10 protein-coding genes are annotated in these 17,966 nt (G+C 68.5%); 4 read left to right on the top strand and 6 right to left on the bottom strand.

Annotated features, from left to right (window positions below; genetic code table 11):
- Nucleotides 1-2: 2 nt before the first annotated feature.
- Together M1L60_RS19665 and M1L60_RS19660 are read right to left on the bottom strand one after the other, a co-directional pair.
- Complete coding sequence (locus tag M1L60_RS19665; protein WP_253238906.1) at nucleotides 3-3,026, bottom strand: NACHT domain-containing protein; 3,024 nt, start codon at nucleotides 3,024-3,026, stop codon at nucleotides 3-5.
- A gap of 519 nt (nucleotides 3,027-3,545) precedes the next feature.
- Entirely contained in the window at nucleotides 3,546-5,594 is a 2,049-nt protein-coding gene (locus M1L60_RS19660; RefSeq protein ID WP_253238905.1) for a sigma-70 family RNA polymerase sigma factor, read from the bottom strand.
- A gap of 206 nt (nucleotides 5,595-5,800) precedes the next feature.
- Between M1L60_RS19660 and M1L60_RS19655 the strand changes: the two genes are divergently transcribed.
- The 4 genes from M1L60_RS19655 to M1L60_RS19640 all read left to right on the top strand — a co-directional run bounded on the left by M1L60_RS19655 (nucleotide 5,801) and on the right by M1L60_RS19640 (nucleotide 13,020).
- Nucleotides 5,801-7,207 carry a pectinesterase family protein gene (locus M1L60_RS19655; RefSeq protein WP_253238904.1) on the top strand — a complete coding sequence of 469 codons (1,407 nt, stop codon included), beginning with the start codon at nucleotides 5,801-5,803 and terminating at the stop codon, nucleotides 7,205-7,207.
- 9 nt (nucleotides 7,208-7,216) lie between these two features.
- Nucleotides 7,217-8,656: an RICIN domain-containing protein gene (locus M1L60_RS19650; protein ID WP_253238903.1), complete on the top strand. Its 1,440-nt coding sequence runs from the start codon at nucleotides 7,217-7,219 to the stop codon at nucleotides 8,654-8,656.
- A gap of 192 nt (nucleotides 8,657-8,848) precedes the next feature.
- Nucleotides 8,849-11,455 carry a CLIPPER-2 domain-containing protein gene (locus M1L60_RS47880; RefSeq protein WP_253238902.1) on the top strand — a complete coding sequence of 869 codons (2,607 nt, stop codon included), beginning with the start codon at nucleotides 8,849-8,851 and terminating at the stop codon, nucleotides 11,453-11,455.
- A complete protein-coding gene (locus M1L60_RS19640; protein WP_253238901.1) occupies nucleotides 11,449-13,020 on the top strand; it encodes a CLIPPER-2 domain-containing protein in 1,572 nt (523 codons plus the stop codon). The genes M1L60_RS47880 and M1L60_RS19640 overlap by 7 nt, the downstream gene beginning before the upstream one ends.
- A gap of 6 nt (nucleotides 13,021-13,026) precedes the next feature.
- Here M1L60_RS19640 and M1L60_RS19635 read toward each other — a convergent pair whose 3' ends face one another.
- The 4 genes from M1L60_RS19635 to M1L60_RS19620 form a co-directional block, all read right to left on the bottom strand.
- Nucleotides 13,027-14,520 (bottom strand): hybrid sensor histidine kinase/response regulator, encoded by a 1,494-nt coding sequence (locus M1L60_RS19635; protein WP_253238900.1) that lies wholly within the window; start codon nucleotides 14,518-14,520, stop codon nucleotides 13,027-13,029.
- Nucleotides 14,517-15,254, bottom strand: a complete 738-nt coding sequence (locus tag M1L60_RS19630; protein ID WP_253238899.1) for a sensor histidine kinase — start codon at nucleotides 15,252-15,254, stop codon at nucleotides 14,517-14,519. Before M1L60_RS19630 ends, M1L60_RS19635 begins: the two co-directional genes overlap by 4 nt.
- Before the next feature lie 83 nt (nucleotides 15,255-15,337).
- Nucleotides 15,338-17,176, bottom strand: coding sequence for a CHAT domain-containing protein (locus M1L60_RS19625; RefSeq protein ID WP_253238898.1), 1,839 nt, complete (start codon nucleotides 17,174-17,176; stop codon nucleotides 15,338-15,340).
- A gap of 1 nt (nucleotide 17,177) precedes the next feature.
- The gene (locus tag M1L60_RS19620) at nucleotides 17,178-17,894 is read right to left on the bottom strand and encodes a hypothetical protein (RefSeq protein ID WP_253238897.1); all 717 of its coding nucleotides are present in this window, start codon (nucleotides 17,892-17,894) and stop codon (nucleotides 17,178-17,180) included.
- Nucleotides 17,895-17,966: the final 72 nt, after the last annotated feature.

Raw genomic sequence — 17,966 nt, 5'->3', positions numbered from 1 at the left:
AGTCACTCGAAGTATGTATCGCTTTCGATAGTGGTGTTGGTTGCAGCTCTCGTTGCCTGGCGCCGTGTCTGTGATGGAATTATTTTCAACGGCGGCTTGTTCGCAAACCATCGTGAAATCTCCCGGCCAGCATCCTCTGAAATCTTGCCAGATTCGACGGCTTCGCTAACGGACATCTCTTCCCCTACAAGGGCGGCCGCGAGTCTAATCCTCTCCGCTGTGGGGTTGTTATCGCGAAGGATTCGACGTGCTCTCATCTCTGATTTGATGAACGTAGACATCAAAATCCACATGCCACCTATTTGGACGTTGAGGGGTAGGGAAGAAACCGAAGGCAACGTTTCATCTGATTCCGCTGCGATACGAGTTAGAGACGTAGTTACCTCTCTTGCTTTGGGTGACAATAGGTGTGGCTTTTCCAGTTCACGAACAAAGGCGCCAATCTCCGAAATCATCCGTTCAGGGTTATCCGCAAAAAAGTGTCCTGGAAAGTATCCATTTATAAACCATCGAGCCAATCCGACGGCAAGGGGGCTAAACCCGAGGAAGTTGCCAGGCAAGCTGAGCTGACGCCAGAGGGGTCGCAGAAGATCTACGCTGTTTTGTTGGCCAGAAGATATCTGCCGAATCGAGATTGTCCCGCGTGTCCATGCGAAGCAGCTGATTATCTCATCCCCGCGAAGGGCGGGTTTCGAGGCCGCATATGCCGAGTCAAAAGTCTCTGCATAGAAGGCGAATAAACGTTGGTCGGACTCGCCTCCGGGAAAATACACTGCCGTGTCCCGCGTGAAAGTAGCCACCCACCCCAAAGCCGCTAGTCTGAGGGCGGCGGTCACCTCAGCCTGATCCTCGCTCTTGGCATGCTTAAGTATATTCGCTTGTAGCTCAGTTTCGACTAGGCTACGGCGGGGACCTATAGCGCTGATTATTAGTGCGTCTAGTGCGGAGTAAGCAGCAAAGACACCCGTAGGTGTCAGCACAGGCGTAGAAACTGCAATCTTCGCGACCACTTGGTTAATAAGTTGTCTCAAAGTTGAATGTTTCACTGTCACGAAGGGCAAGCACCGGCATAGGAAAGATAAGAGGTTGCATCGCTTGTCTTGCGATCGCCTGACTCTTTCCTCAAGGAGGTACTTGTAGAAACGCTCAGCGCCAGCCTCTTTGTGCTTATCCTCAATCTGGAGAGCCAGCTGGGCGACAACATCCCACTCTGCATTTGCCACTTTCGATGCCAAGCTTTTGGCTAGTTTCTCGGGTGTGTCGTAGGCCCTCGTTAAGTAGTAACCAGCAAAATACTCCATGAAGGTTCGGTGGGTGAATTTGTATAACGGCTCTCCGTCTGCGGTCGATCCAGCGTCGCTAAAGACCCACGCACGGCCGCGGCAAAACTCGACGAATTCCTTTGCTGCAGCCTCCGCCTCATGCGCGTCCTCGAAGTCATGCTGCTGGAGGTATGCTGAAGTTTGTTGAATTAGTACTCCTTCCGTCACCCCCTCGGTCTTATCGGACTGGGTCAGCATCCAATATCCGAGAAATTTCATCGCTGGATCTACCAAGCGGCCGACACGAAGCTCTACATGAATCTTGCGGTGACTGTCCCATTTTTCAAAAAGCATCGTAGCGCAGCGTTCATACACGGCCGGCCTGTTTCGCGGAATGGATTGCTCCCCTCTGTAGATAATGCACATCAACGCAAGAAGGAGTGGGACGGATCGTAAGTCTTGAACTTGCTCGCTTTCTTCCATAAAGGAGTCTGTCCAGGACGACGCTTCTTCCTCGGTGAGCGAGTCGTCCTGCTGGAACCACTTCTTTACGTACTCCTCTGTCCTATCGGCGTCGAAGCCGTCTATTTCGAACGTCTCGAATTGCTTGGTGTCCATTGGAGCTTGGAGATACCCAACACGTCTGGAGGTAACGAGTACGCGTGAAAGCGGATACCTTCTGCAGAATAGCTCGACCGCGTCAGTTACAGCGCGTCGCTTAGTCGTATCGAGTAATTCGTCTAGGCCGTCGAATATGATTAAGCATCGCCCAGCATCCAGTAGGTGGTTGATTAGGCCAGCAGGCGCCGGACATTGGTATGCCACGCGAAGGCGTTTCTCAATGTGCTCTACGATGGACTCAGTCAGATCGGCGTCGGAGGCGAATTCTCGTAGAATCACCATGAACGGGATGAGGCCATCTGACTTTGAGGCTTCAGTGAACATCGTGACCGACGCCGCAGTGGACTTTCCATTTCCAGGATCGCCTAGCAGCACGGTTCGGTCGATCTGTCGGATCAGGTCTTCAATGCGACGCAGTGTCGCTTTTTGCTGTCCTAAGCCACTCTTCTTGATGCTTGGACTGACGTAAATATCCGCGATCGGGACCCTGCGGCGGCGTTCGAAATCCGGAGGCGTGATGAATCCGTGAGCGGCGATTGCTTGAGCTCTGTATGACTCCAGGAATCGCTGTTGTTCATTCGCGTCTAGCTTGTTCGGCGTGGAGGCAATATCAGAGGTCTTGCGTTCAATGGCCTCCAGAATCGCTGCAATTCTGTCAAAGTTGGCCTGTTCCTTGAATTTCGCTGCGACATCCGGGAAGTCTCGTTCGACTGTACCCGTGACATGCTCGCATTCGTCCCGAAGCGCAGCAAAAATCTCGCGTTGGAACTTTGTGCGCACAGCTTGGGAGAAGTCCGGCAGGAGGCGACCTCCATCTGCGAGCCAGCGACTCAAGATCGGTTCCGCTGAGGCTGCCGGCGCACCCGTAAGCATTACGGTCATTAGCTCGAAGGCGATGGCTTCGGTAGCTGGGTCCGACATAAGCGCCCTAAATCGTCCGGCGTCTAGTCCTGCGGGGAAGTCGACAGCGATTAATCGCTTAGAGTCGAGTGCCCGCTCTGCGGCCAAGAGGCCAGCTACTGTGTCTTCGTCGGTCTCTCGGCCACGGCGGCGACGCACGGCCCCAGCGACTTGTTTGCCAACCCGCGCTCCGGCCCCCATAACAACTGACCCGAGCACCTCGGCTGCCACTGCCTCAAGCATGTCGTGTTCGCCCCTCTGTGGACTGCGCGGGGAGCATAAGCCGTGAGGTACCTGTTGGCTCTGTCAGTAGTCTGACAGCGCCCACTTGTTGCGCTCGATGGCCACATGGCGGCGAGACGGCGCGACTGCAGGTACCCATCAGTCGTTAGGCATCGCTTGTGACTCAGGCTCTAGCCGGCAAGCTAGGCCGCATGATCACGGCAAACGAGCGCAGCAGTGAGGCCGTGCCGTCGTGTAACTGGCGATGGCCGACGCGATCGGTCTTGAAAGCTAGGGGAGCGGGCTGGGAGCGGGCTGGGAGCGGGCTGGGAACGGTGAGCTTACCTAGGGCTCCGTGAGAGTCCGGCAAGTGGCGGGCACCGACTGCCTCTGAACTGCACAAACCGAGGCGACCACTGCTCCTCGATGGCCAATGACCTTGGTTGTGGTCCAGGGGGTCGCGGGTTCAAGTCCCGTCGATCACCCCATTGCAGTAAAGAAAGCCCGGTCATCGACCGGGCTTTCGTCGTTTCCGGCCGGCTAGTCCGCGGTCATGGTGGCGCCCGGCCCGCTGTCGGTGACCAAGAAGTCGGTGCGGGGCAGGCGGCCGTCCGGCCCTCGCGGGCCCGGCGGCGGTGTCGTCGACCGGAAACGATCAGCCGTCCAGCCGGACTGCTGCCAGCTGTTGCCGGCCTGGGGCGAGTCCGGGGCCAGGCCGGCCGGCTCGCCCGTGTTGCCGACGGCGACGTTCGAGCGCAGCGTCGCCGCACCCCCGGGCAGCGCGAAGCCCGACCCCCGGTTCCGGAACGCCGTGTTGTCGGTGAGCGCCAACCCCTCGGTCGGCCCCGCGTCGTCGGTGAAGCCGTGGCTGCCGTTGTCCCAGGCCGCGTTGTCGCGCAGCTGGTGCGACGCGGGCTCACCGGTCAGCACGAACCCGCTTCCGCCGTTGTCGTACGACCAGTTCCCCTCGACCAGCACGGCGCTGTCGAACTTGAGGTCCAGCCCGGCCAGCCTGTTGCCGAAGAACCGGTTCCCGCGAACCACGTTCCCCGTCCCCGATCCGAATTGGACCCCCAGCCCGATCCCCTCGGACCCGCTGAAGTCGCTGTTCAGCACTTGGTTGCCGGTCGTGCCGGGGTCGCGCAGCATCATCCCGGCCCGGGTGTTGCTGCGGAGGGTCAGGCGCTGAAAGACGTTGTTGCGGCACCCCGAGCAGACCAGCGCGTGCGACGGCGCGTTCCTGATCTCCAGCCCCTGCACCGTCCAGTACGCCGTGGACTGCTCGATCGCCCAGTCCGTGTCCGGCAGCCCGGCCGCGTCGAGGATCGGCCGCTCGTCGCGGTAATTGCTTACCGTGATGCGTCGCGCCGACGTGCCGTTGACCGAAATGGATATCTCGGACGAGACGTCGTAGACACCGCCCCGCAGCGCGATCGTCTGCCCCGGCCGCACCACCTCGGCCGCCTTGTCGAGAGTGGCGTACGGCTTCCCGAGCGACCCGTCACCCTGGTCCGACCCGCCCGGCGCCACGTAGATGTCGGCCCGCTGCACCCCCGTGCCCACCACCACGGGCCGCGCTGTCGGCGACGCCGAGGCCGGGACCGCGGCCCGGCTCTGGGCCACCGCACCGGGCGCCGACGGCCGCACGACCGCGGGCGGCGCCACAGCCACGGGCGGGCGCGCCGGCGCGGGCGAGTAGTTCACCGCATACACAATGCCGCCACCCACCGCGACCGAGGCGACCGCCGCCACCGCCAGCAGTTTGTGCGACAGGGCCGGCGCCAGCTTGGTGGCCGCTCCGGTCGCGAGGGCCGCGAGAGCCGCCGGAACCGGGAGTGCCGCGATGCCCAGCAGCAGTTCCTCGGGCGCGACCAGCCCGTGCCGGCCCAGGGTGCACTGCTGACACTCGCGCACGTGCCGCCCGAGCCGCTTGCGCCAGAGCGGATCGGCCACTCCGTTCCACCGTCTGACCTGCGCCATCAGCTCGGGGCAGCGGGGCCGCGAGCGCAGCGCGCGGACGACCCCGCGGGCCGCGTCGAGTTGCGCCTTCATCCGCTGCACCCGCACCGCCGCGTGTTTCGGCGGCACTTCGAGCGCGGCGGCCAGTTCCGTACGCGTGAGCTCGCCCGCCGCCTCCTGCCACCACAACCCGAGCAGCCGGCGGTCCTGGTCGTCGAGCCAGTGGGTGGCCTCGATCAGTTCGCGCCGCTGGTCGGCCACGACGATCTCGGCCGTGGCCCGCTCGGCGAAGTCACCGTCGGGGTCGGGCACGTCGAGCGGGGCCGGCACCGTGCGGTCCCGGTTGGTGCGGCGGGCCCGCAGGTGGAGCTGGATCTGCCGGTAGGCGATGGTGACCAGCCAGGACCGGAAGCGGACGGGTTCGCGCAGCCCGTCGAGCCCGCGGACGGCCCGCAGCATCGTCTCCTGCACCACGTCGTCGACGTCGGGGTGCCCGTCGAGCGCGCGCCCGATGATGTTGTAGATCAGCGGCAGGTGCTGGGCGATCAACGCGTCCCGGGCCGCCGCGTCACCGCTCTGCGCGGTGCGCACAAGACGGACGAGATCTGGAGCGATCTGACTCTGCGTCATATCCAAGATGATCCATTCCAAATGCCCCCGAAGCGGGCGGCCCGATGCTGACATGTACGCCGCGAGCTGTGAAGAGAAGAAATTTCGAAGATTCCTGTTGTCGCGTCGTCAACCCGGCATCTACCAGGGTGCCGCCGATTCCCCGCGGTGGCGGAAGCACAGCGTGACCGAACGGGAGCGCTCCCACAATGCGAGAGGACATTCTCGTGCGCCGTCCGTCCCTGCGAGGACTCAGCGTGCTCGCCGTCCCCCTGGCTGCGGTCTTCCTCACCGTGGCACCGTCGAGCGCGGCCACCCTGCCCACCGCCGGAGGTATCTATCAGCTCAAAGTGACCAAGAGCGGCATGTGTATCGACGTGCCCGGCGCGAGCAGCGCCAACGGCGCCCTGCTGCAGCAATGGGGCTGCACGGGCAACGCCACCTGGCAGCAGTTCAAGCTGGTCGCGTCCGGCTCGAACTTCCTGCTGCAGAACGTCAGCAGCGGCCGGTGCGTCGATGTGCCCGGTACCTCGACGGCCAGCGGTGTGCAACTGCAGCAATGGGGCTGCGCGAGCGGGCAGACGAACCAGCAGTGGCGGCTGGCCGCCAGCGGAACGGACACGTTCCAGATCATCAACGTCGGCAGCGGCCTCTGCGTCAGCGACAAGGACGCGTCCACCTCGTCCGGCGCCGCGATCATCCAGGAGACCTGCACCGCCAACTCGAACAAGCAGTGGGCCTTCACGCCGGTCGGCGCCACCGGACCGGCCACCGTGGCCAAGGACGGCACCGGCCAGTACTCGACCGTGCAGGCCGCCGTCGACGCGGTGCCGGCCGGCAACACCACGCGGCGGGTCATCACGATCAAGCCGGGGACCTATCGCGAGATCGTCACGGTGCCTTCCAACAAGCCGTACGTGACCTTGCAGGGCCTCGGCGCGGCGGCGAGCCAGACCGTGATCGTCAACAACCGCAGCAGCGCGGGCGGCTACGGCACCTCGGGCAGCGCGACCGCGTTCCTCGACGGGCACGACTTCGCGGCCACCAACCTGACGTTCTCGAACGACTACGGCGAGGGCAGTCAGGCCGTCGCCGTCAACCTGAACGCCGACCGGTCCGTGTTCGACAACGTGCGCTTCCTCGGCAACCAGGACACATTCCTGGTCAACAACAACCGGTCGTACGTCAAGAACTCGTACGTCGAGGGCACGGTCGACTTCATCTTCGGCGGGGCGACCACCGTCTTCCACAACAGCACGATCCACGAGAAGCGCAGCAGCGGCGGCCCGATCACTGCCGCCAGCACCGACGCCGCCAAGACGTACGGGCTGCTCTTCTACAAGTGCACGATCACCGGCGCGGCCAACAACGTCACGCAGCTCGGCCGGCCCTGGCGCCCGAACGCCCAGGTGCTGTACCGCGAGTCGAACCTGAGCGCCACGATCAAGACCGCGCAGCCCTGGACCGACATGTCCGGCAACTCGTGGAAGAACGCCCGCTTCCTCGAGTACAAGAACACCGGCTCGGGCGCCGGCGCCAACAGCAACCGGCCGCAGCTCAGCGACGCGCAGGCCGCCACCTACACCCCGCAGAGATACCTGGCCGGCAGTGACGGCTGGAACCCGGTCGGCTGAAGGAGCCCCATGAAAAAGATCAGCATCGCGGCCCTGACCGCCGCCACCGTCGCCGCTCTCATCGGCGTCTCCGTGCTGCCGTCGGCTGCGGCGACCACCCCGGTCGCCGGCGGCACCTACTACCTGGCCGTGACCAAGAGCGGCAAATGCATCGATGTTCCTGGCGCGAGCAGTGCCAACGGCGCATTGCTGCAGCAGTGGGGCTGTACCGACGGCGCGGCCTGGCAGCAGTTCAAGGTGGTCGCGGCCGGCTCGAACTTCCTGCTGCAGAACGTCAGCAGCGGCCGGTGCGTCGACGTCCCGGGCAGCTCGGCCGCGAGCGGCGTCCAGCTGCAGCAGTGGGGTTGTGCGAGCGGGCAGGCCAACCAGCAGTGGCGGTTCGCGGCCAGTGGGTCGGGCACCTTCCAGATCATCAATGTCGGCAACGGCCTGTGCATCAGCGACAAGGACGCGTCCACCGCGTCCGGCGCCGCGATCATCCAGGAGACGTGCAGCGCGAACAGCAACAAGCAGTGGGCGTTCAATGCGGTCAGCAGCACGCCCGGCGGACGCACCTGGCCATCCACACCGGACGGTTTTGCCGCCACCGGGGGCGGCACGACGGGTGGTGCCGCGGGCACGACGGTCACCGTGAGCAATCTGGCCGACCTGACGAAGTACGTCACGGCCACCGAGCCGTACGTCATCCGGGTCAACGGCGCCGTCACCGTGACCCCCAAGGGCACCGAGCTCAAGGTCAAGTCGAACAAGACGATCGTGGGCGTCGGCACCAGCGGTCACATCGTCGGCGGCGGGTTCTTCCTGGGCGAAGGCGTGCGCAACGTCATCATCCGGAACCTGACCATCCGGGACACCGCGATGGCCGACGACGACCCGGACGACAAGGTGTACGACTACGACGGCATCCAGATGGACACGGCCGACCACATCTGGATCGATCACAACACGATCACGCGGATGAACGACGGCTCGATCGACAGCCGCAAGGACACGTCGTACCTGACCGTGTCGTGGAACGTGCTGGCCAACAACAACAAGTCGTTCGGCATCGGCTGGACCGAGAACGTGACGGCGCGCATGACGATCCACCACAACTGGATCCACGACACGAACCAGCGCAACCCGAGCGTCGACAACGTCGCCTACGCCCACCTCTACAACAACTACCTGCAGAACATCACGTCGTACGGCAACCTCTCGCGCGGCAGCACGAAGCTGGTGCTCGAGAACAGCTACTTCGACAACGTGAAGAACCCGTACTACAACGACACCTCAGCCGCCCAGCTCAAGCAGAGCGGCAGCATCGTCGTCAACAGTTCGGGCAAGCAGCAGACGAACGGCTCCGCCTTCACACCGAGCAGTTTCTACTCGTACGCCGTGGACCCGGCGGCCAATGTGCCGAGCTTGCTCAAGACGTACGCCGGACCGCAGACCAACATCGGCCAGTAGCCCCGAGTCAGCCGGCCGGGGTTGGGGAGCCTCGGCCGGCCAGGGCTCGGTGAAGCGGGCAAGGGTGGTGGCAATCGGCCACCAAGTGAGCATCCGGCTCAGTAATACCCGCAAAAGTGACGTAAGCTCGACCCGGCGGGCACGGGCGCGATCAACAATGCGGTCTCGGTCAGCGCGGCCACCCCGGACCCGGTGATCGGCAACAACAACTACTCGGTGCAGTCGGCCGGCACCTCGGTGGCCGACGTGGGGGTGGCCCTGAGCCTGGCCGCGAACACGGCCGCGCCGGGGGACACCGTGCCGTTCACGCTGACCGTGACCAACAACGGCCCGTCGGCGGCGACCAACGTCTCGTTCAACACGGTGGTGCCGCCCGGCTTCACCATCGTGCGGCCGAGCAATCCGTACTGCACGCCGACCGCCTGCACGCTGCCGTCCCTGCCGGCCGGGGCGGTGATCAAGATCCAGGGCGACGCGGTGGTCGGGGCCGACGCGGCGGCCGGGGTGCAGCAGGCCGGCACGACGGTGATCTCGCCGACCACCGACAACCAGCCCGCCAACGACACCGACACGGTCACCTTCACGATCGTGCTCAACGCCGATCTGGCCGTCGCCCAGACTCTGACCAATGCCGGTGGCGGCGCCGTCCTGGTCGCCGGCCGGCCCGTACGCGGCACCGTGACCGTCACCAACGCCGGGCCGACCCGGGCCGACGGTGTCGCGCTGCGCCAGCCCGTCCCGGCCGGCCGGCGGATCCCGGTCGCCACCGCCTCGGCCGGCGGGTCGTGCGCGTTCCAGGGCGCGGGCAGCCCCGGCGGCACGACCCCGGACGGTGGCCTCTACCTGTGCACGCTGGCCTCGCTGGCCCGTTCGGCGACCTGGACCGTCACCTTCGGCGACGCGTTGTTGCCGCCGGACCACGCGGGCGCGAGCTTCGCCCGTACGGCCTCGGTGTCCTCGTCGGCGCCGGACCCGGCCACCGCCGACAACAGCGTGACCACCACCGCGACGGTCGAGCACCGGGCCGACCTGAAGGTCACCAAGACGACCTCGACGCCCACGGTCGTGCAGACCGACCCGGTCGCGTTCCGGGTGACCGTCGAGAACCTCGGCCCGTCCGACGCCGACACCGTCGTGCTGCACGAGGAGCCTTCGGCCGGGCTGATCCTGACCGCGGGCACGGCCACCTCGGGCTCGTACGACCCCGGGGCGACGACGTGGCGTCTCGGGACGCTCGCGGCCGGCGCCACCGAGCGGCTCGACCTGACCGGCGAGGCCGACGGGCCCGGCGCCCTGACCAACACCACCCGGATCCTGTCGTCGGCCAGCATCGACCCGGAACCGGCCAATGACAGCGACACGGCCACGGTCACCGCCGCCCCGGCCGCGCCCGCGCTCGACCTCGAGGTCACCACCACGGTCGCCCCCGGTCCGGCCTCGGGCGCCGGGGCGGGCGACACCATCACGTACGCCTACCGCGTCACCAACACCGGCAACCTGCCCATGACCGGCCTCGCCGTCACCGGCACCCGCGGCGGTCCCGGCGCGTGCGGCGCGACCAGCCTGGCTCCGGGGGCGGCCACCATCTGCCCGGCCGGTTCGTACGTGGTGACCTCCGCCGACGTGACCGCCGGACAGCCGATCGCCGACGTCGTGACCGCCACCGCCGAGAACGCGGCCACGACCGGCCCCACGCAGTACGCCGAGGAGACCACCGCGGTGCCGCTCGCCCTGGCCTGGCCGTCGCTGGTCGTCCTGGTGGCCCCCGTCGTCAGCGCCCCGGGCCGGCAGAACGCGGCCGCGGTCGGCGACACCATCGACTACCGGTACACGGTCGTCAACAACGGCAACGTGGCCATGGAGTTCCTCACGCTGACCGACACCCGGGGCGCCGGCGTCTCCTGCCCGGCGACCGTGCTGGCCATCGGCGACTCGATGACCTGCACGTCGGCGTCGGGTTACGTCGTCCGGCAGGCCGACCTCGACGCCGGCGGGGTGGTGTCCGACGCGGCCACCGTCACCGCGCGCCCGGCCGGGTCGCCGACACCCCGGTCGTACGGGCCGTTCGGCGCCGACGTCAAGGTGGCCGCGCCCGCCCCCGCCCTGAGCCTGCGGGTCACCGCGGCGCCGGCCGGGCCGGTCGTGGTCGGCGACCGCATCGCGTACCGGTACGAGATCACCAACCGTGGCAACGTCACGGTCGGCCACCTGGCCGTGACCGACGAGATGATCACGACCGTCACCTGCCCGGCGACCACGCTGGCGGTCGGCGCGACGGTGGTCTGCACCTCGGCCGGCGACTACGAGGTGACCCAGGACGACCTCGACGCGGGCGTGCTGATCATCAACGACGTGCTGGTCGAGGGGCAGGGCGTCGCGCCCGGCAGCCCCCTGGCCAAGGCCGAGCACTCCGCGCGGGTGCCGGTGGCGGCGGCCGTCACCGCCCTGACCGTGACGATCACCCCGTCCGGGCCGTCGGGCGCGCTCACGCTGGGCGACCGGGTCACGTACGCCTACGCGGTGCGCAACACCGGCAACGTGACCATGAGCCAGGTGACGGTGACCGATTCGCGGCTCGGCGGGGCGACCTGCCCGGCCGCGACCGTCGCGCCCGCGACCACCATGACGTGCGCGGGCGCCGCCGTGTACGCGGTCAGCCAGGCCGACGTGGACACCGGCGGCACGATCGACTCGACGGCCCGGGTGCTGGGGCGCGCGCCGGGGGAGGCCACGGCCCGGGCCTACGACACGGCGACCGCGAGCCTGGCGCTGGCCCCGCCGGCGGGTCGCTGGTGCTGACGGTGACGCCGGTGGTGGCGCCGGCCGCGCACGCCGCCGCGGTCGAGGCGGGTGACCGGATCGGCTGGTCCTACCGGGTCCGCAACACCGGCCGGGTCACCATGCGCGACATCACCGTCGACGACGACACTCTCGGCGCGGCCGACTGCGCCGCGAGCACCCTGGCCCCCGGCGCCGCGGCCACCTGCACCTCCCCGAGCAGCTACGAGGTGCGCCAGGAGGACGTCGACGCGGGTGAGGCGATCACCACCGAGGCGTCTGTGTCCGGTCGCCTGCCCGGCGGGGCCGAGGTCACCTTCGGCCCGGCCACGGCGGCGGTCGCCGTGCGGGCCGCGACCCTGTCCGTGTCCGCGCGGGGCATCGCGAAGGTCAGCCCGGCCTCCCGGCAGTTCGCGGCCCGCGCCGGCGACACCGTGGCGTACACGTTCGAGGTGGTGAACAACGGCACCCGCACGGTCACCGGCGTCGTGGTGACGGCGCCCCGCTCCGGGACGGCCCGTTGCCCGCAGACCACCCTGGCCGTGCGGGCCGCGATGACGTGCGCCGGTGGAGCCGAAGTCACCGTCAGCCAGTCCGATGTGGATAGGGGCGGGCCGCTGGTCGAGTCCGTGTCGGTCACCGGCAGCGGCAGCGGCTTCGGGCCGTTCACCGTCGCGGTGCCGCTCGCGGCGACGACACCTGATCTGCGGATCGTCGCCGCCGCAACGGTTTCCCCGCCCGGCCACCGTTCCGGAGTCGGGGCGGGGGACACCATCACCCCGTCCTACCGGCTGACCAACACCGGCAACGTGACCCTCACGGCGCTGACCGTCCCGTCGGCCACCTGCCCGGTCACGGCCCTGGTGCCCGGCGCCGGCACGACCTGCCCGGCCGCCGCCCGCGCCGTGACCCAGGCCGACGTCGACAAAGCCAAGCCCTTGACCTTCAGCGCCACGGCCACGGCGACGGCCGCCGGGCAGCGCCTGTCGTTCGGCCCGGCCTCGGTCTCCGTGCCGCCGGTGGCCCTGCGCCCGCGGGTGGCCGCGGTCCAGACGGCCACCTGGACCGACCGGGACGGCAACGGCGTCCTGAGCATCCGCGACGACGTCGTGTCGAAGTTCCGGGTCACCAACACCGGCAACGCCACCCTGGTCAACCTGCGGGTGTCCGGGATACCGGCCCGGGTCACCTGCACGCCGACCCGGCTGACCCCGGGCGCGCAGGCGACCTGTGTGTCCGAGCCGTACCACCTGACCGCCGAGGACATCGCCGAAGGTCAGCGCACGTACGACGGCCGGGTCAGCGGCGATGTCGAGTCGCGGTCCCGGCCCGCACAGACCCGTGCGTCGTCCACAGTGGTCATCCCGGCCGACGACGAGGCCGGCGCGCCCGGCCGGGTCCCGGTGACCGGCCCCGCCGCGGCCCGGCTGGCCCTGGCCGGGGCCGCGGTGCTGACCCTGGGCACGGCCCTCATGCTGCTGATGACCTACAACCCGCCGCCGGAGCGCACGTCGGTGCCGCTGTTCCGCGACACCAGCGGCCGCTGGTACCCGGCTGGGCGGGGGCGGCACCGGGCCGCGACCTGACCGGCGTCAGGGCAGCACGGCGTGCACGGCGTTGAGCAGGTTCTCGCTCTGGAACGGCTTGTGCAGCAACGGCGCGTCGGCCGGCAGCTCCTGGCCACCGGGCGCGGGACCGCTGGTGTAGCCGGACATGAACAGGACGGGCAGCGCGGGGCGGATCTTCCGCAGCTCGGCCGCCAGCTGGGTGCCCGACATGCCGGGCATGATGATGTCGGTCAGCAGGGCGTCCATCCGCAGACCGTCGTGGACCAGCCGGAGCGCCTCCGCGGGGTCGGCCGCCGCGTGCACCTCGTAACCGGCCCGGCGCAGGATGCGGGCCACGATGTCGCGTACGCCGTCCTCGTCCTCGACCACCAGGATGCTCCCGCTCGCCGCGGCGGGGCGCCGGACCAGTGTCGACACGGGCGCCGCGACCTCGGCCGGGGGCAGGCAGATCCGCAGCGTGGTGCCCTGCCCGGGATGGGAGTCGAGGCTGATCGTGCCGCCGGCGTCGACGATCACGCCGTACGCCGTGGCCAGGCCCAGCCCGGTGCCCCGGCCCCGGCCCTTGGTCGTGAAGAACGGCTCGAAGGCCCGCGCCGCCACCTCGGGCGGCATGCCGTGCCCGGTGTCGGTGACGGCCAGGCAGACGTGGCCGTTCTCGCGCACCACCTCGGTCGTGATCGTGACCCGGCCGCCGGACGGCAGGGCCGCCCGTGCGTTCATGGCCGCGTTCATGATGACCTGCTCCAGCTTGCTGCGGTCGATCGTGATCCGGGGCAGGTTGAGCGACAGCATGGTGCTCAGCTCGACGTCCTCGCCCAGCGTGCGGGACAGGACGCGCTGCATGTCGGTGGCCACGACGTTCAGGTCGAGCAGCTCGGGCCGGGAGGGTTCGAGACCGCTGAAGATGAGCAGCTGACGGGTCAGGCCGCTGCCCCGGGCGGCCGCCTGCTCGATGGCCAGCGCGTCCGCGTGCAGCGCGTGGCCGGGGCCCAGCTCCTCGGTCAGCATCGTGGCGTAGCCGGAGATCACCGCGAGGATGTTGTTGAAGTCGTGGGCGATGCCGCCGGCCAGCTGGCCCAGCGAGTCGAGCCGCTCGGACTGGCGCAGCTGCTCCTCGAGGCGGCGGTGGCGGCGGCGCTCGGCGGCCTCGTGCAGTTCCCGTTGCACGGCCGGGGCGAGCCGGGTCAGGCGGTCCTTGAGCACGAAGTCGCGGGCGCCGGCGCGCATCAGGTCGGCCGCCGTCTCCTCGCCGACCTGACCCGAGACGAGCACGAAAGGCAGGTCCGCGTCGTGCTCCCGGACCTGGACGAGCACCTCCTCGGCCCGTACGCCGGGAAGGTTGTAGTCACAGATGACCACGTCGACCCGGCGGCCGGTGAGCGCGGCCGTCACCTCGTCGGCGGTCTCGGCCCGGGTCACCCGCACCGGCAGACCGGCCCGCGTCAGCGAATGGCCGATCAGCACGGCGTCGTCGTCGTTGTCATCGACGACCAGCACGCCGATCTGATCCACGGTCACCGCAACTCCCAACCGGCCGGGCCGGGGGCCAGAGTGAAGCGCACCACCGCGCCCTCGTCCGGCGCGCCCGCGGCGGTGATCTGACCGCCGTGCCGGGTCACGACGCGCCGCACGATGGCCAGCCCGACCCCGGTGCCCTCGAACTCGCTGGCCAGGTGCAGGCGCTGGAACGGGTCGAACATGCGGTCGGCGTGCCCGGGCTCGAAGCCGGCGCCGTTGTCGCGCACGGTGTAGACGTCGACGCCGTCCTGCCGCTCGGTGTCGAACTCGATGAGCGCGTCGGCCCGTCTGCCGGTGAACTTGAACGCGTTGCCGAGCAGGTTCTGCAGCACCATCCGGATCAGGTGCGGGTCGCCCGGCGCGGACAGCCCGTCGGCGATGGCGAATCGTACCGAGCGGCCCGGATCGGTCGCGGTCAGCTCGGCCGCCACGTCGCGGGCGAGGGCGCTGAGGTCCGTCCGCTCCCGGTGCAACTGCGAGCGCGCGGCGCTCGACAGCTCCAGCAGGGCGTCCATCATCTCGGTCATCCGCTCGACGTTGGCCCGGATGCGCTCGAGGTAGCGGCGGCCCTCGTCGTCGAGGCCGGCCGCGTGCTCCTCGAGCAGGATCTGACTGAACCCGTCGAGGCTGCGCAGCGGGGCGCGCAGGTCGTGCGAGATCGAATACGCGAACGCGTCGAGCTCGTGTATCTGTTCCTCCAGCTCGTGGTGGAGGTCGCGGTGCCCGGTGGTCATCGTCGTCTCACCGCCCGTCTCGCCCGCCAGACCGGTTCTTCGACGATACTTCCGTCTTGACCGGAAAGTGAGCTATTTCCGCATCACGAGCTCGGCCGGCCCCGGAGCGTCTCCAGCAGCCGGGAGGCCTCGGCGGCCAGGTCGCCCCCGGCGTACCCGGGGAAGTAGCCGTGGCCACTGGTCCACCAGCGGACGTACCGGGTGAGCTGGCGGCGGGTGGAGTCGACCGGGACCGGACCGGCCAGGCCGGCCAGCTCGACCAGGTGCCGCTCGGCCTGGTCCAGGGCCGGGGGCAGGCCGGCCAGCGGGGCCAGCAGGTAGAGCTCGGCCAGCGAGCCGGGCGCGTAGACGTCGTCGTCATCGACCTCGGCCGCCTCGACCGCGGCGTACCACTGGCCCGGCCGTTCGATGCGGCCGGTGAGCGCCGCCTCGATCGACAGCGCCTGCACGCCGTGCCAGTGGAACGACAGGTTGCGGGTGAAACCCTGCCGATACCAGCGACGGGCCGCGCGCAACGCCTTCCGCGCCTCCTCGGGGTCGGCCCGGTGGAAACAGAGTTCGGCGTACCGCTTCTGGGCGCTCCCGAGCAGGCCGAGGTTCTCGAGCCGGGCCGCCTCGGCCGGTTCGGCGATCGGACCCTCCACGTACCGGGTCAGCGAGGCTATCCGCGACCGCAGCTGCTCGGCCACCGTCTCGAAGGCGGCCGCGTCGGTGATGCCCTCGTTGACCAGCCTGTCCGACCAGAGCTGGGCGGTGCGCAGCGAGGCCATCTCGGCCTGCATGGCCACCTCGTACAGCCTGTCCTGATAGTCCTCGGGCAATTGCACGTACGCGACCAGGCTGGCCCAGTCGTGCATGGTGTCCGCGCCCTCGGTGTGCAGGCGGCGGCGGGTCCCGTGCAGCGCGGCCCGCACGTCCCGGCCGGCCAGCAGCTCGCCGTAGAACTGCCGGGCGAACGTCGTCGAGCCGGCGAAGGTCAGCGGGAACTGCGAGGCCAGCACCACCGGTACGCCGGACTCGTGCAACTCGTGGGCCAGGCTCCCGCCCCCGGTCACGCTGTTGGACTCGTTGCCGCCGTCGCACACGGCCAGCGTCACCACGACCGGGCCCGGCTCGATCGACTGGATCACGGCCCGCAACTGGTCCGGCGTGACCTCGGCCGCGGACTTGTCGTCCTCGGCGAACAGGGCGACCCCGAACTCGGGCTCGAACTTGTCGCCGACGTTGCAGCCGTGGGCCAGCACGTGCAGATGGGTGTACGGCCGGCCCTCGGCCGCGGCGGTCAGCGCGGCCGCCCGGATCCGGCTCAGGCTGGCCCGCTCGATGGTGGTCAGCACCCGGCGGTTGTCCCGGACGGCGTCCTGCATGCCCTCGATCGGCAGCGGCTCGCTCCACGGCTTGAGCGCCTCGCGCAGCGCGGCCCGGTGCTCGTCGACCGGCACCGGCGGGCCCACCCCGGGCAGGGAGGCCGCGGCGAACAGCACCCGCGGCGTGGACCACCAGACGTGGCGGGCGCCGTGCGTGCCCGTGCGCACCCGGCGGGTCAGCACCAGCGGCGGGTCGGACACCGCGAACACCGGGCGGCCGTCACCGTCCTGGGCCAGCTCGAACGGCAGCGCGCTGAGCTCGGCGGCGTTGGTCACCAGGTCGATCTGCACCGGCTCGTCGGACGCGGTGCAGACCCCGAGCACCTGGGTCACCACCTCGGCCAGGTCTCGCAGGGCCTCGTTGCGGCGCTCGGGGTCGTTCTCGACCTCGTAGCGCAGATGGTCGAGCCGGCGCAGGAAGTCGCTGTGCTTGATCGGGACCGGCACCGCGGTGACCGGCTCGTTGCCCCGGGCGCGCAGATACCGGTCGCCCATCCGCAGCAGGCCCGAGTCCTGATTGTCGAAGCGGAAGAACTCGATCAGCTCGGACCGCATGTCAGAGGTCGTCCTCCGGGTCGCCCGCGGTCTCGTACTCGATCTCGTCGTCCGGCTCGTCGGTGCGCAGGATGTCGGTGCCCCCGGTGAACAGCCGCAGCTTGAACAGCCGCAACCCGACGACCCCGGTCGCGCCGATCACCTCGAGGCCGGCCGCCGACTCGCCGGACAGCGTGATGCCGCCGTTGGCCTGGCCCAGTTCGAGCAGGCGCAGCACGTCGGCGGTGGCGCTGAGCTCGAACGTCGAGTTGGCCTTGCGCGACGAGATGACCGTGCACCCCTGACCCGTGTACGTCGAGAACACCACCTTGTACTTGCGGCGCCACCCCTCGGCCTTGCGCAGGGCGGCGCCGACCCGGGCCACATCCTCGATCGACGCGACGGTCAGCACGGGGGCATCGACATAGAACGAATCCGACGTGGAGAACTCGATGCGGATCGAAGCCTCCAGGTCGACCTGCGGGATATTGGGCACCTCGGCCCCGGCGACGAACTTCGTCACGCGTACGCCGTCGGACCGGAACCGCAACCGGGCCGGCGCGCCCGCGGCGGTGGCGAACGTGACCCCGAACTCCGCGATGTTGCCCATCTTGACGAAGACGCCGTCGCTGAAGACGCCGTAGTCACCGAGCCCGAACGTATTGGTCACCGGCACCCACGCGGCGTGCACGTCGAGTTCCGAATGCAGGATCTTGTTGAACTTCCTGGCCGTCCCCATGGCGCTCATAGTGGCCCGCCCGCCGGGTGTGCACAACGGACTGAGCGGCGCGATATGACCCGAGCGCAATAG

Origin of the sequence: Paractinoplanes aksuensis, assembly GCF_024137025.1 — a bacterium.
Classification (GTDB): domain Bacteria; phylum Actinomycetota; class Actinomycetes; order Mycobacteriales; family Micromonosporaceae; genus Actinoplanes; species Actinoplanes aksuensis.
Note: the sequence above shows the minus strand (reverse complement) of the source record. Positions and strands in the feature narration are given on the sequence as shown.

Coding starts and splice junctions, on each gene's coding strand:
- M1L60_RS19665 (WP_253238906.1), bottom strand. CDS start 3,026: ATGCTTGAGGCAGTGGCAGCCGAGGTGCTCGGGTCAGTTGTTATGGGG.
- M1L60_RS19630 (WP_253238899.1), bottom strand. CDS start 15,254: ATGACCACCGGGCACCGCGACCTCCACCACGAGCTGGAGGAACAGATA.
- M1L60_RS19620 (WP_253238897.1), bottom strand. CDS start 17,894: ATGGGGACGGCCAGGAAGTTCAACAAGATCCTGCATTCGGAACTCGAC.
- M1L60_RS19660 (WP_253238905.1), bottom strand. CDS start 5,594: ATGACGCAGAGTCAGATCGCTCCAGATCTCGTCCGTCTTGTGCGCACC.
- M1L60_RS19650 (WP_253238903.1), top strand. CDS start 7,217: ATGAAAAAGATCAGCATCGCGGCCCTGACCGCCGCCACCGTCGCCGCT.
- M1L60_RS19625 (WP_253238898.1), bottom strand. CDS start 17,176: ATGCGGTCCGAGCTGATCGAGTTCTTCCGCTTCGACAATCAGGACTCG.